14 protein-coding genes and 2 tRNA genes are annotated in these 16,430 nt (G+C 34.2%); 14 read left to right on the top strand and 2 right to left on the bottom strand.

Annotated elements, in window-relative coordinates:
• Nucleotides 1-65 precede the first annotated feature (65 nt).
• From AC2TDS_RS15495 to AC2TDS_RS15460, 8 genes are all read left to right on the top strand, one after another.
• The gene (locus AC2TDS_RS15495) at nt 66-1,271 is read left to right on the top strand and encodes an MDR family MFS transporter (RefSeq protein WP_484736485.1); all 1,206 of its coding nucleotides are present in this window, start codon (nt 66-68) and stop codon (nt 1,269-1,271) included.
• The gene (locus tag AC2TDS_RS15490) at nt 1,268-1,645 is read left to right on the top strand and encodes a VOC family protein (RefSeq protein ID WP_484736484.1); all 378 of its coding nucleotides are present in this window, start codon (nt 1,268-1,270) and stop codon (nt 1,643-1,645) included. The genes AC2TDS_RS15495 and AC2TDS_RS15490 overlap by 4 nt, the downstream gene beginning before the upstream one ends.
• A 54-nt stretch (nt 1,646-1,699) precedes the next feature.
• The gene (locus AC2TDS_RS15485; protein WP_484736483.1) at nt 1,700-2,026 is read left to right on the top strand and encodes a nucleotide pyrophosphohydrolase; all 327 of its coding nucleotides are present in this window, start codon (nt 1,700-1,702) and stop codon (nt 2,024-2,026) included.
• Complete coding sequence (locus tag AC2TDS_RS15480; RefSeq protein ID WP_484736482.1) at nt 2,027-2,275, top strand: hypothetical protein; 249 nt, start codon at nt 2,027-2,029, stop codon at nt 2,273-2,275.
• Nucleotides 2,276-2,279: 4 nt separating this feature from the next.
• Complete coding sequence (locus tag AC2TDS_RS15475) at nt 2,280-3,527, top strand: 3-phosphoshikimate 1-carboxyvinyltransferase (RefSeq protein WP_484736481.1); 1,248 nt, start codon at nt 2,280-2,282, stop codon at nt 3,525-3,527.
• A gap of 51 nt (nt 3,528-3,578) precedes the next feature.
• Nucleotides 3,579-4,628: a tRNA preQ1(34) S-adenosylmethionine ribosyltransferase-isomerase QueA gene (queA, locus tag AC2TDS_RS15470; protein ID WP_484736480.1), complete on the top strand. Its 1,050-nt coding sequence runs from the start codon at nt 3,579-3,581 to the stop codon at nt 4,626-4,628.
• Nucleotides 4,629-4,730: 102 nt separating this feature from the next.
• The gene (gene rlmN, locus AC2TDS_RS15465; protein ID WP_484738966.1) at nt 4,731-5,771 is read left to right on the top strand and encodes a dual-specificity RNA methyltransferase RlmN; all 1,041 of its coding nucleotides are present in this window, start codon (nt 4,731-4,733) and stop codon (nt 5,769-5,771) included.
• Nucleotides 5,772-5,960: 189 nt separating this feature from the next.
• Entirely contained in the window at nt 5,961-6,938 is a 978-nt protein-coding gene (locus AC2TDS_RS15460) for a polyprenyl synthetase family protein (RefSeq protein WP_484736479.1), read from the top strand.
• Between the two features lie 257 nt (nt 6,939-7,195).
• Here AC2TDS_RS15460 and AC2TDS_RS15455 read toward each other — a convergent pair whose 3' ends face one another.
• Both AC2TDS_RS15455 and metK read right to left on the bottom strand, forming a co-directional pair.
• Nucleotides 7,196-8,455, bottom strand: a complete 1,260-nt coding sequence (locus AC2TDS_RS15455) for a cation:proton antiporter (protein WP_484736478.1) — start codon at nt 8,453-8,455, stop codon at nt 7,196-7,198.
• A gap of 276 nt (nt 8,456-8,731) precedes the next feature.
• Entirely contained in the window at nt 8,732-9,985 is a 1,254-nt protein-coding gene (gene metK, locus AC2TDS_RS15450; RefSeq protein ID WP_484736477.1) for a methionine adenosyltransferase, read from the bottom strand.
• Nucleotides 9,986-10,280: 295 nt separating this feature from the next.
• Between metK and trxA the strand changes: the two genes are divergently transcribed.
• From trxA to AC2TDS_RS15420, 6 genes are all read left to right on the top strand, one after another.
• Nucleotides 10,281-10,598, top strand: a complete 318-nt coding sequence (gene trxA, locus AC2TDS_RS15445; protein WP_484736476.1) for a thioredoxin — start codon at nt 10,281-10,283, stop codon at nt 10,596-10,598.
• Nucleotides 10,599-10,696: 98 nt separating this feature from the next.
• Nucleotides 10,697-13,246, top strand: a complete 2,550-nt coding sequence (locus AC2TDS_RS15440; RefSeq protein WP_484736475.1) for a M1 family metallopeptidase — start codon at nt 10,697-10,699, stop codon at nt 13,244-13,246.
• A 71-nt stretch (nt 13,247-13,317) separates the two neighbouring features.
• On the top strand, nt 13,318-14,241 hold the full coding sequence (locus AC2TDS_RS15435) for a DUF58 domain-containing protein (RefSeq protein WP_484738965.1): 924 nt from the start codon (nt 13,318-13,320) through the stop codon (nt 14,239-14,241).
• 55 nt (nt 14,242-14,296) lie between these two features.
• Nucleotides 14,297-14,370: transfer RNA gene (locus tag AC2TDS_RS15430), tRNA-Asp, on the top strand.
• 94 nt (nt 14,371-14,464) lie between these two features.
• Nucleotides 14,465-14,538: transfer RNA gene (locus AC2TDS_RS15425), tRNA-Asp, on the top strand.
• 479 nt (nt 14,539-15,017) lie between these two features.
• Nucleotides 15,018-16,403, top strand: coding sequence for a sugar porter family MFS transporter (locus tag AC2TDS_RS15420; RefSeq protein WP_484736474.1), 1,386 nt, complete (start codon nt 15,018-15,020; stop codon nt 16,401-16,403).
• The last annotated feature ends 27 nt before the right edge of the window (nt 16,404-16,430 follow it).

The following is a 16,430-nucleotide window of genomic DNA, read 5'->3' as shown; positions in this document are numbered from 1 at the left end:
CCGACTTCACAGTCGGACTTTTTACTTTTATATCACAGCCAAATCAATCACTTAATAAAAAAACGATGAAAAAACTCTATTTAAACTACTTAAAAACTTTTAAAGGGCTCTCAAAAGAGGTCTGGTGGCTAGCCCTAATTACGCTAATTAACAGAGCCGGTACCATGGTAATTCCTTTTCTTTCTTTATACTTAACAAAGAGTCTTGATTTTACCTTAAAAGATGTTGCCTGGATCATGACTTGCTTTGGCATCGGATCTGTTATAGGCTCTTGGTTAGGAGGTAAACTAACCGATAGAATCGGATTTTACAAAGTAATGAAAATAAGCCTATTTCTAACAGGAGTGCTATTTATTGCCTTACAATTTGTAAGCACCTTTGCCGGATTCTGCTTAGGTATTTTCTTGGTAATGCTTGTAGCTGATACTTTTAGACCCGCCATGTTTGTTGCCTTAAGTTCATATAGTAAACCTGAAAACAAAACACGTTCTATTACCTTAATTCGTTTGGCTATCAACCTTGGGTTTTCCGCAGGGCCTGCGGTAGGTGGAATCATCATTACCACAATAGGATATAGTGGTTTATTCTGGATTGATGGAGTTACATGTATACTAGCAACCTTTTTACTTATAAAGGTTTTACATCCTAAAAAATCGAAGATCGTAGATGATCTTAAAGTTGAGAACCCAATTTCCGTGTTCTCTGATAGAGCTTTCTGGGTCTTTTTTGTAGGTATGTTTATATTTGGGTTTATTTTTCTTCAATACTTTTCAACCATCCCTTTGTACTATAAAGACGGTCATCATTTATCAGAATTTGAAATAGGTCTTTTAATGGGACTGAATGGTTTTATCATATTTGCACTTGAAATGCCTTTGATTAAATGGTTAGAAGAAAGTAAGTATTCTAAAGAGTTCTTAATCTTCTTCGGATTGCTCCTTACAGGATTAAGCTTTTTAGTCCTAAATTTATCAGGATGGACCGCTATTTTAGTTATAGGAATGCTATTTATGACGGTAGGAGAGATGATTGCGTTTCCTTTTTCAAATGCCTTTGTTATAGAACGAGCCAAAAAAGGAAATCAAGGTGAATACATGGCGTATTATAGTATTGCTTTTTCAGCATCTCATATTTTCGCACATAATTCAGGAATGCAATTAATCGATGCTTTTGGTTTCGATACTACTTGGAATATTATGCTCATTCTTTCTGTGGTCGGTATGCTTTCACTTTTGATTTTAATGCGTGTACTAAAAAAAGAAAAAATATGAATTTAAATCAAGTAACAATACCATCAACTAATATTGAAAACTCGGTGTTATTTTACAAAAAACTAGGCTTGCATCTCATTGTTGATGCAAGCCCTAGTTATGTCCGATTTACAGTACCAGACGGTGACAGTACCTTTTCAATTCATCATGTTGACACACTTCCAATTGAAAGTACTATAACCCTGTATTTCGAAGATGAAAACCTTGATGAATTGGTGAAATCATTACAAAATAAAGGTATCCAGTTTTCCTTATTACCAACAGATCAATCGTGGTTATGGAGGGAAGCTCGTTTAAAAGATCCTGATGGAAACAAACTAATTTTATACAAAGCGGGAAAAAACAGAAAAAATCCACCTTGGAGAATTAATTAGCTAGAATAAATTTTATATTTGACTACATAAAACATATGATCAAAAAAACGTTTAATGAATATACAAGACGCACAAAAACAAGTTGATGATTGGATAAAAAATCACGGAGTTCGCTATTTTAATGAATTAACCAATATGGCACAATTAACTGAAGAAGTAGGTGAAGTAGCAAGAATTATAGCGCGTCGTTATGGAGAACAAAGTGAAAAAGAAAGTGACAAAGAAAAGGATTTAGGTGAAGAATTGGCCGATGTTATGTTTGTTGTTCTTTGCTTAGCCAATCAAACTGGAGTAAACCTTCAAGAAGCTTTTGATAAAAAACTGGACATCAAAACAAAACGCGATCATGATCGCCATCACAATAATGAAAAATTAAAATAAATGAGTTTCTTTAAAAAACTACAAAAACCCCTATTCTGGAAAAACGTTGCCAAAGTTGCCATCCCATTTTTTATTGTGGTCACTATCATTATATTATTTATGAATAGTTGGCGTGATCTGTTTGCAGGAAATTTTGATCTTGTCAATGACACCCATTTTTCTAATGGAAAATGGATTCGTTTTTGGAGTACTAAAATCGTGGTAAGCCTTTTCTACGGACTATGGGTTACTAATAAAAAAATGGCGTAAAACCATGAACTTACAACTAAGTACTAACACCTCAGCATGCAACGCTGAAATTACTATTTCTGGTTCAAAAAGTGAATCAAATAGATTACTCATATTACAGCAACTGTATCCAAATATACGTATTGAAAACCTATCAGACTCTGACGATTCACACCATCTTCAAGAAGCTCTTTCTTCAAGCAGTGATACTGCAGACATAGGTCATGCAGGTACTGCCATGCGGTTTTTAACCGCTTTTTTTGCTTCTCAAAAAGGGGAGACAAAAATTTTACAGGGTTCTGAAAGAATGCACAACAGGCCTATTCAAATTCTCGTTGAAGCTCTACAAACCCTAGGTGCCAATATAGTGTACTTAGCAAAGGAAGGCTATCCACCCTTAAAAATAGTAGGGCAAGAATTAACACAAGATAAAGTAGCCATTAATGGGAATGTAAGCAGTCAGTATATTTCTGCCTTGATGCTTATTGCCCCAAGCCTAAAAAACGGATTGAAAATTGAGTTGATAGGAGAAATTACTTCCATTCCTTATATTAACATGACGCTTTCGTTATTGCATCAACTTGGAATCGAAGCTGCTTTTAATGAGCAAACCATACGAATAAAAGCAAAACCAAGTGTTAAAGACCAAACAATTGTAGTTGAATCTGACTGGAGTTCTGCTTCATACTTCTACTCATTAATTGCCCTAAGTGAAATCAATTCAAAGGTAAAACTAAGGGCCTACAAAAAAGACAGCTTACAAGGTGACAGCTCTTTAGTTTCTATCTACCAACATTTTGGAGTTACCACTAGTTTCGAAGAAAATCAAATTGTATTAACCAAAACCTCACAGCATCATACAGCTACCTTAGTACAAGATTTAAAAAACGCTCCGGATATTGCACAAACTATTGCTGTTACGTGTTTTGGTTTAGGGATACCTTGTGATTTAACAGGTTTACACACCTTAAAGATAAAAGAAACTGATAGGTTAGAAGCATTGAGAGAAGAGCTCACTAAACTTGGAGCTACGATTACTGTTACCGAAAAAAGCTTACATCTAGAACCAGCTACTTTGATCAACAAAAACATAACTATAACCACCTATAACGATCATAGAATGGCCATGGCTTTTGCTCCATTAGCCCTTAAAACACGTATTGAAATAGAAGATGCAAATGTGGTGACAAAATCATACCGAGACTTCTGGAAAGACATGACCAAAATAGGTCTTGAAATACAAGAACCACAAAATAAAACACCAATAGCTTGACAATGGCTATTTTGATATTGTATATTTGCCCTCGTTTAGAAAATTTTACAGATGAAATTATCAAATTTTGATTTTGAACTGCCAAAAGAATTATTGGCTGAATATCCTTCAGAGCACAGAGATGAAGCTCGTTTAATGGTATTACACCGAGACACTCAAAAAATTGAACATAAACTATTTAAAGATTTAATAGACTATTTTGATGAAGGAGATGTAATGATGTTAAACAATACGAAAGTTTTTCCTGCCCGTATGTTCGGAAATAAGGAAAAAACAGGTGCTCGTATTGAAGTGTTTTTATTACGTGAATTAAACGCTGAAAATCGTTTGTGGGATGTATTAGTTGACCCAGCTCGTAAAATCAGAATTGGAAATAAATTATTTTTTGGTGAAGATGACAGCTTGGTTGCAGAAGTAATTGATAATACAACGTCTAGAGGTAGAACATTGCGCTTTTTATTTGATGGTTCATATGAAGAGTTTCGTACAAAGTTAATCCAACTAGGAGAAACTCCTCTTCCAAAATATATCAAACGTGAAGTAGAACCAGAAGATGAACAACGCTACCAAACAATTTTCGCAAAACACGAAGGTGCAGTTGCCGCTCCCACGGCTGGTTTACACTTTTCTAAGCATTTAATGAAGCGTTTAGAAATCAAGGGAATAGATTTTGCTGAAATGACACTTCATGTTGGTTTAGGAACTTTCAATCCAGTAGAAGTAGAAGATTTGTCTAAACACAAAATGGACTCAGAACGAATAGTGATTCCTGAAGAAAGCACGGAAACCATAAATAACGCTTTACAAACCAAGAAAAAGATTTGTGCTATTGGAACCACCGTGATGCGTACGGTAGAATCATCGGTGTCTGCAAATAGCAAGTTAAATCCTTATGACGGATGGACCAATAAATTTATTTTCCCTCCATACGACTTTAGCATTGCAAATTGTATGGTAACGAATTTCCATACGCCTAAATCTACTTTATTAATGATGGTTTCAGCTTTTGCTGGGCATGATTTTATGATGGAAGCATATAACGAAGCTATTAAAGAAAAATACAAATTTTACTCATACGGAGATGCTATGTTAATTCTATAACATACGCTAAAACACATATAACAAACTGGTAGTCATTTCAATGACTACCAGTTTGTCATTTTATCTTTGTAATTTTGCGTTAATTATAAATTTCAATCTAACATCTTGAATAAAAAAAAAGACATACGAGCATTAACTAAAGATCAGCTACGTAACTTTTTCGTAGGAAACAACGACAAAGCTTTCCGAGGAAACCAAGTATACGAATGGCTATGGCAGAAAGCAGCTCACTCTTTTGACGACATGACAAACTTATCAAAAGGAACTCGTCAGATGCTTGATGAACATTTTGTAATCAATCATGTTGAAGTTGATGCTATGCAACGTAGTAATGATGGCACCATTAAAAACGCCATAAAGTTACATGATGGTTTAGTTGTTGAGTCTGTTTTAATTCCAACAGAAACCAGAACTACGGCATGTGTTTCTAGCCAGGTTGGATGTAGTCTTGACTGCAAGTTTTGCGCTACAGCTCGCTTAAAACGAATGCGTAATTTACATCCTGATGAGATTTATGATCAAGTTGTTGCTATTGATAAGCAAAGTAGATTATACCATAATCATAAATTATCAAATATTGTATTTATGGGAATGGGAGAACCTCTAATGAATTACAACAATGTTTTAAAAGCTATAGATAAAATCACCTCTCCTGAAGGCTTAGGAATGTCCGCAAAAAGAATCACCGTATCTACTTCTGGTGTTCCTAAAATGATCAAAAAACTAGCAGACGATGAAGTCCGTTTTAATCTGGCTGTATCATTGCACTCGGCTATTGACGAAGTAAGAACTTCAATTATGCCTTTCAATACCCGCTTTCCTTTAAACGATTTAAGAGAAGCCTTAGAATACTGGTATGACAAAACCAAACGAAAAATAACGTACGAATATATCGTTTGGAATGGCATTAACGATCGAAAAGAAGATATCGATGCTCTTGTACAGTTTTGTAAATACGTTCCTTGCAAAGTCAATTTAATAGAGTACAACCCAATTGATGATGGTGAATTTCAACAAGCCTCAGACAGAGCTCTTAACAACTATATTTCTAATCTAGAAATGCATGATATCGTAATTAATGTACGTCGCTCAAGAGGAAAGGATATTGATGCTGCTTGCGGACAATTAGCCAATAAATCGTAATCAAAGTAGATCATTTGTCGGGCTACTGCAAAGCAGTATATAGGTACTAAAAACCTGCAAGAAACGCAAATCCCCTTATTTCTCATAAGTTCATTTGTCATGACAAATGTTAAAGAGACCACTACCTTAAAGTTTTTCTATTCATAGGTTATAAAAGTATTATTTATATCTTACTTTTGTTTTTCATATATGAAGCCTGTAGAGCAAATAAAAATCCCTATAACTAAAGAAATAGAGCACTTTGAAACAAAATTCAAAGACGCTATGTTGTCCAAAGTTCCACTATTAAACCGTATAACATATTATATTGTTAGACGGAAAGGGAAACAAATGCGTCCTATGTTTGTGTTTTTGGTAGCCAAAATGGTTTCCGATGGTGGTTTTGATGAACGCACCTATAGGGGTGCCTCCGTAGTAGAATTAATTCACACGGCAACCTTAGTACACGACGACGTAGTTGATGATAGTAATCGCCGTAGAGGCTTCTTTTCTATCAATGCTTTATGGAAAAATAAAATAGCTGTATTGGTTGGTGATTTTTTACTCTCTAAAGGCTTATTACTTTCTATTGATAATGAAGATTTTGATATTTTAAAGCTCATCTCTATTGCAGTAAGAGAAATGAGTGAAGGTGAACTATTACAAATTGAAAAAGCACGAAAACTTGATATCACTGAAGAAATCTATTTTGAAATTATTCGTCAAAAAACAGCTACTTTAATCGCCGCTTGTTGTGGTATTGGCGCTGCTTCTGTAGGAGCTAGTAACAATACTGTGCAACAAATGCGTAAATTCGGAGAATATATTGGTGTTGCTTTCCAAATTAAAGACGATTTGTTTGATTATACAGATGATAAAATAGGGAAACCGACAGGAATTGATATTAAAGAACAAAAAATGACCTTACCATTAATTTACACCCTTAATAATTGTTCTAAAGAGGATAAAAAATGGTTGATTAATTCGGTTAAAAAGCATAATAAAAACAAAAAAAGAGTTAGAGAAGTCATTGCTTTTGTAAAACAAAATGGTGGGTTGGAATATACCCATGTTAAAATGTATGATTACAAAAACAAGGCACTAGCTATTCTAAATAACTTCCCAGAATCTCCTTATAAAAGTTCTCTAGTACAAATGATCAACTACGTAGTTGAGCGTAAAATTTAAGGCTCTATTAATCTGGTTTCTATAAAAAACAGGTTATTACGAAACCTTTTTCAGACTGAAGTAATCGTTTGGCTTGATGTGAATGCCACAAAAAATCCGTTTCACTACATTTTTTCACAGTGATTGCTTGAATTTTAGAAAGACATAGTATACAATTACATCAAACTCACATTATATTAAATACCTGGATTACCATTAATAGCTATGTTTTTGATTGATTCAGTTACAAAATTGGCACACTCATACCTGTACTACTTCTATACTGCCCCCTTCTTACTACCTTTTATCTGCATTCTTTCTATCAATTTACCAACGGTTAAACCCTGAAAAATAATAGAGAATACTACAATAACATAGGTCATTACTAAAAATAAATCTCGATGCATAGCCCCTGTTAAGCTTAGCGCTAATGCAATTGAAATTCCTCCTCGTAAACCTCCCCAGGTCATAATAATATTGGTATGCGGAACAAACTGTAATTTTTTAGCATAAAATGCAATAGGTAGCATTAATGATAAATAGCGCGACATTAGCAATAACGGAATTGTCAATACCCCTGCTAAAATATAAGAACCTTCATAAGTTAGCACCAATAACTCCATACCGATCATCACAAACAGTATTGTATTTAATAGTACATCTATCAATTCCCAAAACTTGTCAACGTATTGCTCTGTTATTTCACTCATAGAATTTTGTCTGACGGTATCATTACCAACAATAAGCCCAGCAGTTACCATAGCTAAAGGTGCAGATACATGCAATTCCTGAGCTAATAGGGTACCTCCCATTACAGTTGCAATGGTTATAATTACTTCGGTATCATAATCATCAATAGATTTTAACAACTTATAGGTAAGATATCCTAGACCAAAACCAAGCCCTAAGCCTCCCAATACTTCCACGATAAACAACTCTCCTACATGTAATAGAGAAAAACTTTCGCCTCCAGAGGCTATTTCAAAAATAGTCATAAAGATAACAACCCCTACCCCATCATTAAACAACGATTCTCCAACTATATTTGTTTCTAATTGTTTGGGAGCACCTACTTTTTTAAGAATACCTAATACTGCTATTGGATCCGTGGGTGATATTAATGCCCCAAACAGCAAACAATAAATAAAGGAAACCTCCAACCCAATTATACCCAACATGAAATAACTGAGCGTAGCAATAATAAAAGTAGATAGTAAAGTTCCTATAGTAGCAAAAACCAACACTGGTTTACGTTGTAGTTTTAATTGCTGAAAATTAGTATGTAACGCCCCCGCAAAAAGCAAAAAACTAAGCATTACATCTAACAAAACCGTTTGAAAATCAATGGAAGAAATCAATAATCGTTCTTTTTCCAACAAGGTATCATCAAAACTACTTATACCCAGCACTACCAGTGTGAATAAAATACTTACAAACATCAAACCAATGGTGTTGGGTAGTTTAATAAACTTTACATTAACATATCCAAAAGCTGCTGCTAAAACTACAAGTACTGTAATAATGAAAAAAATATTCATAGGAATTGATTTTTTAAAGTAAAAACTTGTTTGATTATCTCAAAAACAAATATATAATACCTTTTTCAATTTGCTTTTAGTTTATACGCTATTATGTAAAAAATATCCAGCCAGTAGAAAGTTTCATCATTGGCACTGCGAAATTCCCTAATGTCACATTCGTAATTCCTCTCTTAAAACATCATTACGAGGAAGCACAACAAACTTGTCTTAAATAAAAAAGGAAAGGCTAAAAACACCTTTCCTCTATTCTATATGTATTTACAATATATATAACTATAAGCTAAAACTCTCCTTTACCTTAGCTACATAATCTAATTTTTCCCAAGTAAACAACTCTACATCCATTGTTTTGCGCTCACCATTGGGTTGGCTAAAACTTTTTGAAACCACCTCGTTTACACGACCCATATGACCATATGCTGCGGTTTCACTATACATCGGAGTCCGTAATTTTAAACGTTTTTCAATAGCATTTGGACGCATATCAAAAATTGCAGTAACTTTTTGAGCAATCTCCCCGTCAGTTAAGGCTACTTTTGATGTTCCATAAGTATCTACAAAAATTCCCATTGGCTCTACAACACCAATCGCATACGATACCTGTACAAGTACTTCATCTGCTACCCCTGCTGCGACTAAATTTTTTGCAATATGACGTGTAGCATAAGCTGCTGACCTATCCACCTTACTTGGATCTTTTCCTGAAAAAGCACCACCTCCGTGAGCCCCTTTCCCTCCGTAAGTATCAACGATAATTTTCCTTCCTGTTAATCCGGTATCTCCATGCGGGCCACCAATAACAAACTTCCCTGTAGGGTTGATATGGTATTTTATATCATCATTAAACAACGTCTGAATATTAGCTGGCAATGTTGCTTTTACTCTTGGTATTAAAATCTGCACGATATCCTTTCTAATTTTAGCCAACATTTCATCATCAGAACCAAAATCGTCATGCTGTGTAGAAACAACAATTGCTTCAATACGCTGAGGTACATTATCATCAGAATATTCAATGGTAACTTGACTTTTAGCATCAGGTCGTAAATAGGTTATTTCCTTATTTTCTCTACGAAGTACAGCCAGTTCTTTTAAAATTAAATGGGATAAATCTAATGCTAACGGCATGTAATTCTCCGTTTCTTTGGTAGCATATCCAAACATCATCCCTTGATCACCCGCCCCTTGCTCTTCTTTGTTCTCTCTATCTACACCACGGTTAATATCGTCAGACTGCTCATGAATCGCTGATAAAACACCGCATGAGTTTCCATCAAACATATATTCACTTTTTGTATATCCGATTTTATTAATTACATCACGTGCAATTTTCTGAACATCGAGGTAGGTATTGGATTTTACTTCACCTGCAAGCACTACTTGACCAGTAGTTACTAGGGTTTCACATGCAACTTTAGAATCTGCATCAAAAGCTAAAAAGTTGTCTATTAAAGCGTCAGATATTTGATCTGCTACTTTATCTGGGTGTCCTTCTGAAACACTTTCAGAAGTGAAAAAATATGGCATAGTTTACTTTTTTAAAATTTAAAACGAGGTAGACTCAGGTCGACTGCTGCAAAAAGAAGTACAAAAATACTGCTTTAGCATTTTTTTATGAGGTTGCAATCAGACAAATTTCTCCTCTTAATATCAGTGAACAAAAATATAGATTATTTTATATACTAAAAAACAAAGCAGTAATAAAAACAATTGATGCTATGATAATAAAAACTAATTTTCATAAAATTGTAATGGGAAAATATTTGTTTACATTTGTATTTACAAAAATAAGAATTTAAACAAAATTTAAAATATAAGTAAGATGGCATTAGAAATTACAGATGCTTCTTTTGAAGAAGTAGTATTAAAATCAGATAAACCAGTATTAGTTGACTTTTGGGCAGCTTGGTGCGGACCTTGTAGAATGGTAGCTCCGATTGTGGATGAAATTAGTTCTGAATATGAAGGTAAAGCAGTTATTGGTAAAGTTGATGTTGATGCCAACCAAGAATTTGCTGCTAAATATGGAGTGCGAAATATTCCTACTGTTTTAATATTTAAAAACGGAGAAGTAGTTGACAAGCAAGTAGGGGCTGCTCCGAAAAAAACGTATACGGATAAAATCGATGCTGCACTATAGTCATTGATTTTGAACATTATAATCTTTAAAGGTTTAGCAATTGCTAAACCTTTTTTTATACTTTTAACTTTCATAAATTTACACAAACAACTAAAGTCATGAATAAGTATATCTTCTTTTTTTGCTTCCTAATCGGTATTTCTTGTAAAAAAGAACACCTTTCGCAACCTATTACTGCCAAAGGAATTTCTTTTGACTTAGCTACTCTTCGAAAACAACAACTACAGCATGTAACATATAATCTAACGTTTAACATCCCTAAAACTAAAGAAGAACCCATTCCTTCGAAACTTTCCTTACAAGTTGATATCAACACAATAGAAAATGATCTGATATTAGATTTTAACGAGCAGACGAATCATCTTAAGAAAATGGTCGTAAATAATAAATCTACTCAGATACATCATGAAAAAGAACATATTATTATCGATAAGCAATTTCTAAAACTAGGCACCAACAATATCGATATCGAATTCAATGCTGGAGAGCTTTCTTTAAACAGAAATGACGAGTATCTATACACGCTGCTTGTACCCGACAGGGCCAGTACATTGTTTCCTTGTTTTGACCAACCCGATATCAAGGCCCATTACAGCCTCATCATAACAGCCCCTAAAAACTGGAAAGTATTGTGCGGTGCTTTTAAAAAAGAACAAATTGATAAAGGTGATTTCATTCAACATAATTTTCAGAAAACAGATAAAATGAGCACCTATCTATTCTCTTTTGTTGCTGGTATATTTAATGAAAAAGTGAACAATCCAGGAGCTTTTGATATGCGTTTTCTGTATCGAGAAACTGATTCTATAAAAATCAAGGAAAGCTTAGAAGCCATATATAGTATTCATCAAAGCTCTCTTGAGTTTCTCGAAAAATATACCCAATATGATTTCCCTTTTCAAAAGATGGACTTCGCAACACTCCCTCCCTTTCAGTACGGTGGTATGGAGCATACAGGAGCCATTCAATATCGAGAGAATTTATTATTTTTAGATCAAAACGCAACCCAAACCCGAAAATTGCGACGTGCCAAATTAATAGCACACGAAACCTCTCATATGTGGTTTGGTAATTTAGTTACTATGCGCTGGTTTAACGATGTATGGATGAAAGAGGTATTTGCCAATTTTATGGCTGATAAAATTATGAATCCGGTATTTCCTGAGGTAAATCACGATTTGAATTTCATGATGTCTCATTATCCTAGTGCCTATTCAGAAGATAGAACCAAAGGCACGAACCCTATAAGGCAGCCTTTAGATAACTTAAAAAATGCTGGCTCTTTATACGGCAGAATTATTTATAACAAAGCCCCAATAATGATGCGCCAATTAGAACTCTTATTAGGGAAAGAAAACTTTCAAAAGGGACTTCAAAAATACATTGCTACCTATGCCGATGACAATGCCGATTGGAATGAGCTGGTTTCTATTTTTGATATGACTACAACAACAAACATCAAACAATGGAGTCAAATTTGGGTACATTCTCCAAGTCGCCCTATTATAACAGATGGCATTAATTATAAAGATGGAAAAATTCACTCATTTACTCTACAACAAAAGGCCGAAGATGGGTCCACTAATCTATGGGAGCAGTTATTCTCTATTGGTTTAGTATATGGACATGAAACCAAAACAATTTCTGTTAACTTAAACAGTTCTTCCATACAAATTGACAAAGCAATAGGACTGCCGAAACCTGATGAAATTATATACAATTACAATGGGTATGGCTACGGGGTATTTCCTATTCATATTGAAGCTATTCACAAAATTAAAAATGACGTTGCTAGAGGTCATAGCTATATCAATTTGTATGAAAACATGCTTTTAGGTAAAATCCCTGTGATTGAAACCATGCACAAGTTCGTTGCTGGCTTAAGAACAGAAAAGAATGAACTCATTCTGCAATATATTACCAACAGTATTGATCATATCTTCTGGAAATTCTTAAACGATACAGAGCGACGTAAAATAGCGTTAAATTTGGATAAAATAATTACTGCAACCTTATCAAAAGCTAACGCTAAAAACATTCAAAAAACACTGTATAACTTATTAACAAAAGTTGCTTATCACGAACGGGGTATTCAGGTATTATTTAATCTATGGGATGGAAAAACCAAGACACCTAATTTAACGTTAAACGAAACTGATTTAACGAATCTTGCCATGAAACTGGCCATCTACAAACATCCAAGAACAGAAGAAATTATAGCTAATCAGCTTGAAAACATAAGCAATAAAGACAAAAAAGAACGTTTCCAATGGCTGCTCCCTACCCTCTCACAAAATGAAAAAATTCGCGATAATTTTATGCAGTCACTAAAGGCCCCTAAAAACAGAGAAAAAGAATCATGGGTAGTAATTGCCTTAAGTAATATTCACCACCCACTTCGTCATGATTCTTCGACAAAACATGTAAGCTTGTGTTTAGATCTATTGGAAGAGATTCAACTTACGGGCGACATCTTTTTCCCTAAGCGATGGTTAACGAACTCCGTTGGTAATTATACATCGAAAGACGCCTATACCCTCGTACAAGACTTTTTGAGTAAAAATCCTAATTTTAATCCGATTCTACTCAAAAAACTATTGATTGTAACGGATAACTTGGAACGAGCTCAAACAATTAAACAACACTAAAAAGACTGACTCTTAACTTTATCATATTAAAAGGTTTGGCAATTGCTAAACCTTTTGTACTTTCGGTACCTATGATTGATTTAAACAACTCTTTATCTTCTGATATAAAAAACCTTGAGCTCTATGCGAAGCAGGTCGTAGAGGGCTTTATTACGGGGATGCATAAAAGTCCGTTTCATGGATTTTCGGTAGAATTCTCGGAACATAAATTATACAATAAAGGCGAAAGCACTCGACATATTGATTGGAAATTATTTGCAAAAACGGAAAAACTATACACCAAAAAATATGAAGAAGAAACAAATTTAAGATGTCATATTATAATTGACAATTCGGCATCTATGCACTACCCTACGGTTAAAAATCAAACATTGAATACATTAAACAAAGTTGGTTTTTCAGCAGTGGCCTCGGCATGCTTGATGGAAATATTAAAAAAACAACGAGATGCTGTTGGTTTAAGTGTTTATTCCGATTCTTATGAATACTATGCCCCTGAAAAAGGAAGTGAACGCCATAGGAAAATGATTTTAAACCAACTAGAGCAAGTAATTCTATCCAAATCAAAAGCAGCCACACAAACCTATGAGTATTTGCATGAAATAGCCGAAAAAATTCATCAACGTTCGTTAATCTTTTTGTTTACTGATATGTTTCAAACAACCAAAAGAGAAGATGAGCTTTTTGACGCTTTAAGGCATTTAAAATACAACAAGCACGAAGTAATTCTATTTCATACTTACGATAAAGAACTTGAATTTCTATTCAACTTCGACAATTCTCCAAAAAAATTTATAGATGTAGAAACTGGTGAAGAAATAAATTTATATGCAGAAAATATACAACAACAATATACGGAGCTCACCAACAACTTCTTTAAAAAACTAAAAAACAAATGCTTACAGTATAAAATTGAATATGTCCCTGTAAATATCCATGAAGGGTACAATGACATATTAACATCATACTTAATTAGCCGAAGAAGATTTTTATAAAAACTTCCTTTTATAATTAAAAAAAAGTTATATATTTGCATCCGCTTAACGCAACGGTCTGGTAGTTCAGCTGGTTAGAATACATGCCTGTCACGCATGGGGTCGCGGGTTCGAGTCCCGTCCAGACCGCGAAAAGCCTCTCAAAAATAGAGAAGTTTTTTTTATCAAATTATAGTGCAAATACAAAAAACAATTTTATATTTGCGAACGCTTTAAAAGCAACGGTCTGGTAGTTCAGCTGGTTAGAATACATGCCTGTCACGCATGGGGTCGCGGGTTCGAGTCCCGTCCAGACCGCAAAAAGCCTCTCAATTTTTGAGAGGCTTTTTCTTTTCCTGTCTTAGTTCTTTAAAAGGATCAAGAACAATTGTTATGAGTGAATTAAAACAGATGACTAATTTTTACGGAGAAATTAGAATACTAAAAGAACAAGGCTCCTCCCCTCTTTATATAATACCAATCTATTGGAGGAATTGGCAAACAATACCCCCCTCTTCCTTTCATCTCTCCCAAAGCTCTCAAAATCATCATTCAGTTTAATTTTCTAATATATTGGGCTTTACTTCATGTCAGAATCAACATTTCTTTCATTTGATGCATGAAATGTAGCATTCAGTACCATATATAAATCCTAGTTTTATGAGTTTAAAACAAGAACCGTTATGAAGTTTCATTCGTGTACGAAACAGAAATTTTGCATTGCCCAAAATGTATATTTTAAAACAACGAACGATTCTTATATCATAACTAACGAAGAATATTAAATAAAACAACTTATGAATAAAACAGGATTTCTAATTTTAATAACATCTATTACAGCATTAGGAGGTTTGCTGTTTGGATATGATACAGGCGTTATAAATGGAGCACAATTTTATCTAACAAAATATTTCATGCTGAATGCCAGCTCACAAGGTTGGGTAGTTGGAAGCGCTTTGTTAGGGTGTTTGTTTGGAGCCATATTTGCGGGCCCTCTAAGTATCAAAATCGGAAGAAAAAACTCTTTGGTCATCTCTGCTATTTTATTTAGTATTTCCGCATGGGGCTCTGGTTTACCAGCGTTTTTACCCGAATCTATTTCATTATTAGTTTTTTTCAGAATTATCGGTGGTTTAGGAATCGGAATTGCATCCATGAATGCACCTATGTATATAGCTGAAATAGCTCCAGCCGAAAAAAGAGGTAATCTAGTAACATACTATCAGTTGGCAATTGTTATCGGTTTTTTTGTGGTGTTTTTAGTTACCTATTTTATAGGAAATAGTTTAACGGAATCACAAAACTTAGAATATGGATGGCGACAAATGTTTTGGTCTGAATTGATACCAAGTTGCGTGTTTTTAATCGCACTGTTTTTCGTGCCAAAAAGCCCTAGATGGCTGGTTTTAAAAGAAAAAGAAAAAGAAGCATTAGCCATTTTAGAAAAGATTCATGGTGAAGAGAAAGCCCATATACAAATAACAGAAATAAAAGAGTCAATCAAAAACGAAACGACCAAAACTAGTGTAAATTATTTCTCTAAAGGAATCCTTAGCATCATTATAATTGGATCTGTGTTTTCAATTCTACAACAATTCACAGGAATCAATGCAGTATTGTACTATGGAGCAGATATTTTTGAAAAAGCTTTAGGCTTTGGAAAAGATGATGTTTTAAAACAACAAGTATTACTGGCCTTCGTAAACTTAGTTTTCACTTTCGTTGCCATGGTTACTATTGATAGGTTCGGAAGAAAGCCACTGGTATATATCGGTTCTATAGGCATGCTTATAGGTTTTTTAATCCTCGGATGCACGATTCAACAACAAACCATAGGAATACTATCGCTAATAGGAGTTCTTATATTTATAGGATCATTTGCCTTATCAATGGGACCTGTTGTTTGGGTTGTCTTATCTGAAATGTTCCCTAATAAGATTAGAAGTGTTGCTATGTCTGTTGCCGTTGCAGTTCAATGGGGAGGGAATTATATTGTTTCACAATCTTTCCCTATGGTTACAGCTAGTGAACTAAATAACAATACTTTTTGGAATGGCTCATTACCCTATTTTATTTTTTCAGCCTTTATTGCCCTAATTATTATTTTTACTTATATATTTATACCTGAAACCAAAGGAAAATCATTAGAGGAAATAGAGCAAGTTTGGGACAAAGTCAAGTAATAATTGTTCGTTTTTTTTAATTTAGAC

It is taken from the genome of Tenacibaculum profundicola (assembly GCF_057220795.1).
This window is presented reverse-complemented; position numbering and strand designations above follow the sequence as displayed.

What these genes read in the sequence shown, in the direction of transcription:
- AC2TDS_RS15495 (WP_484736485.1), top strand. Translation starts at nt 66, where the DNA reads ATGAAAAAACTCTATTTAAACTACTTAAAAACTTTTAAAGGGCTCTCA.
- AC2TDS_RS15455 (WP_484736478.1), bottom strand. Translation starts at nt 8,455, where the DNA reads ATGAATATTTTTTTCATTATTACAGTACTTGTAGTTTTAGCAGCAGCT.
- trxA (WP_484736476.1), top strand. Translation starts at nt 10,281, where the DNA reads ATGGCATTAGAAATTACAGATGCTTCTTTTGAAGAAGTAGTATTAAAA.
- AC2TDS_RS15460 (WP_484736479.1), top strand. Translation starts at nt 5,961, where the DNA reads ATGAAGCCTGTAGAGCAAATAAAAATCCCTATAACTAAAGAAATAGAG.
- AC2TDS_RS15420 (WP_484736474.1), top strand. Translation starts at nt 15,018, where the DNA reads ATGAATAAAACAGGATTTCTAATTTTAATAACATCTATTACAGCATTA.
- AC2TDS_RS15435 (WP_484738965.1), top strand. Translation starts at nt 13,318, where the DNA reads ATGATTGATTTAAACAACTCTTTATCTTCTGATATAAAAAACCTTGAG.
- metK (WP_484736477.1), bottom strand. Translation starts at nt 9,985, where the DNA reads ATGCCATATTTTTTCACTTCTGAAAGTGTTTCAGAAGGACACCCAGAT.
- queA (WP_484736480.1), top strand. Translation starts at nt 3,579, where the DNA reads ATGAAATTATCAAATTTTGATTTTGAACTGCCAAAAGAATTATTGGCT.
- AC2TDS_RS15480 (WP_484736482.1), top strand. Translation starts at nt 2,027, where the DNA reads ATGAGTTTCTTTAAAAAACTACAAAAACCCCTATTCTGGAAAAACGTT.
- AC2TDS_RS15475 (WP_484736481.1), top strand. Translation starts at nt 2,280, where the DNA reads ATGAACTTACAACTAAGTACTAACACCTCAGCATGCAACGCTGAAATT.
- AC2TDS_RS15440 (WP_484736475.1), top strand. Translation starts at nt 10,697, where the DNA reads ATGAATAAGTATATCTTCTTTTTTTGCTTCCTAATCGGTATTTCTTGT.
- AC2TDS_RS15490 (WP_484736484.1), top strand. Translation starts at nt 1,268, where the DNA reads ATGAATTTAAATCAAGTAACAATACCATCAACTAATATTGAAAACTCG.
- AC2TDS_RS15485 (WP_484736483.1), top strand. Translation starts at nt 1,700, where the DNA reads ATGAATATACAAGACGCACAAAAACAAGTTGATGATTGGATAAAAAAT.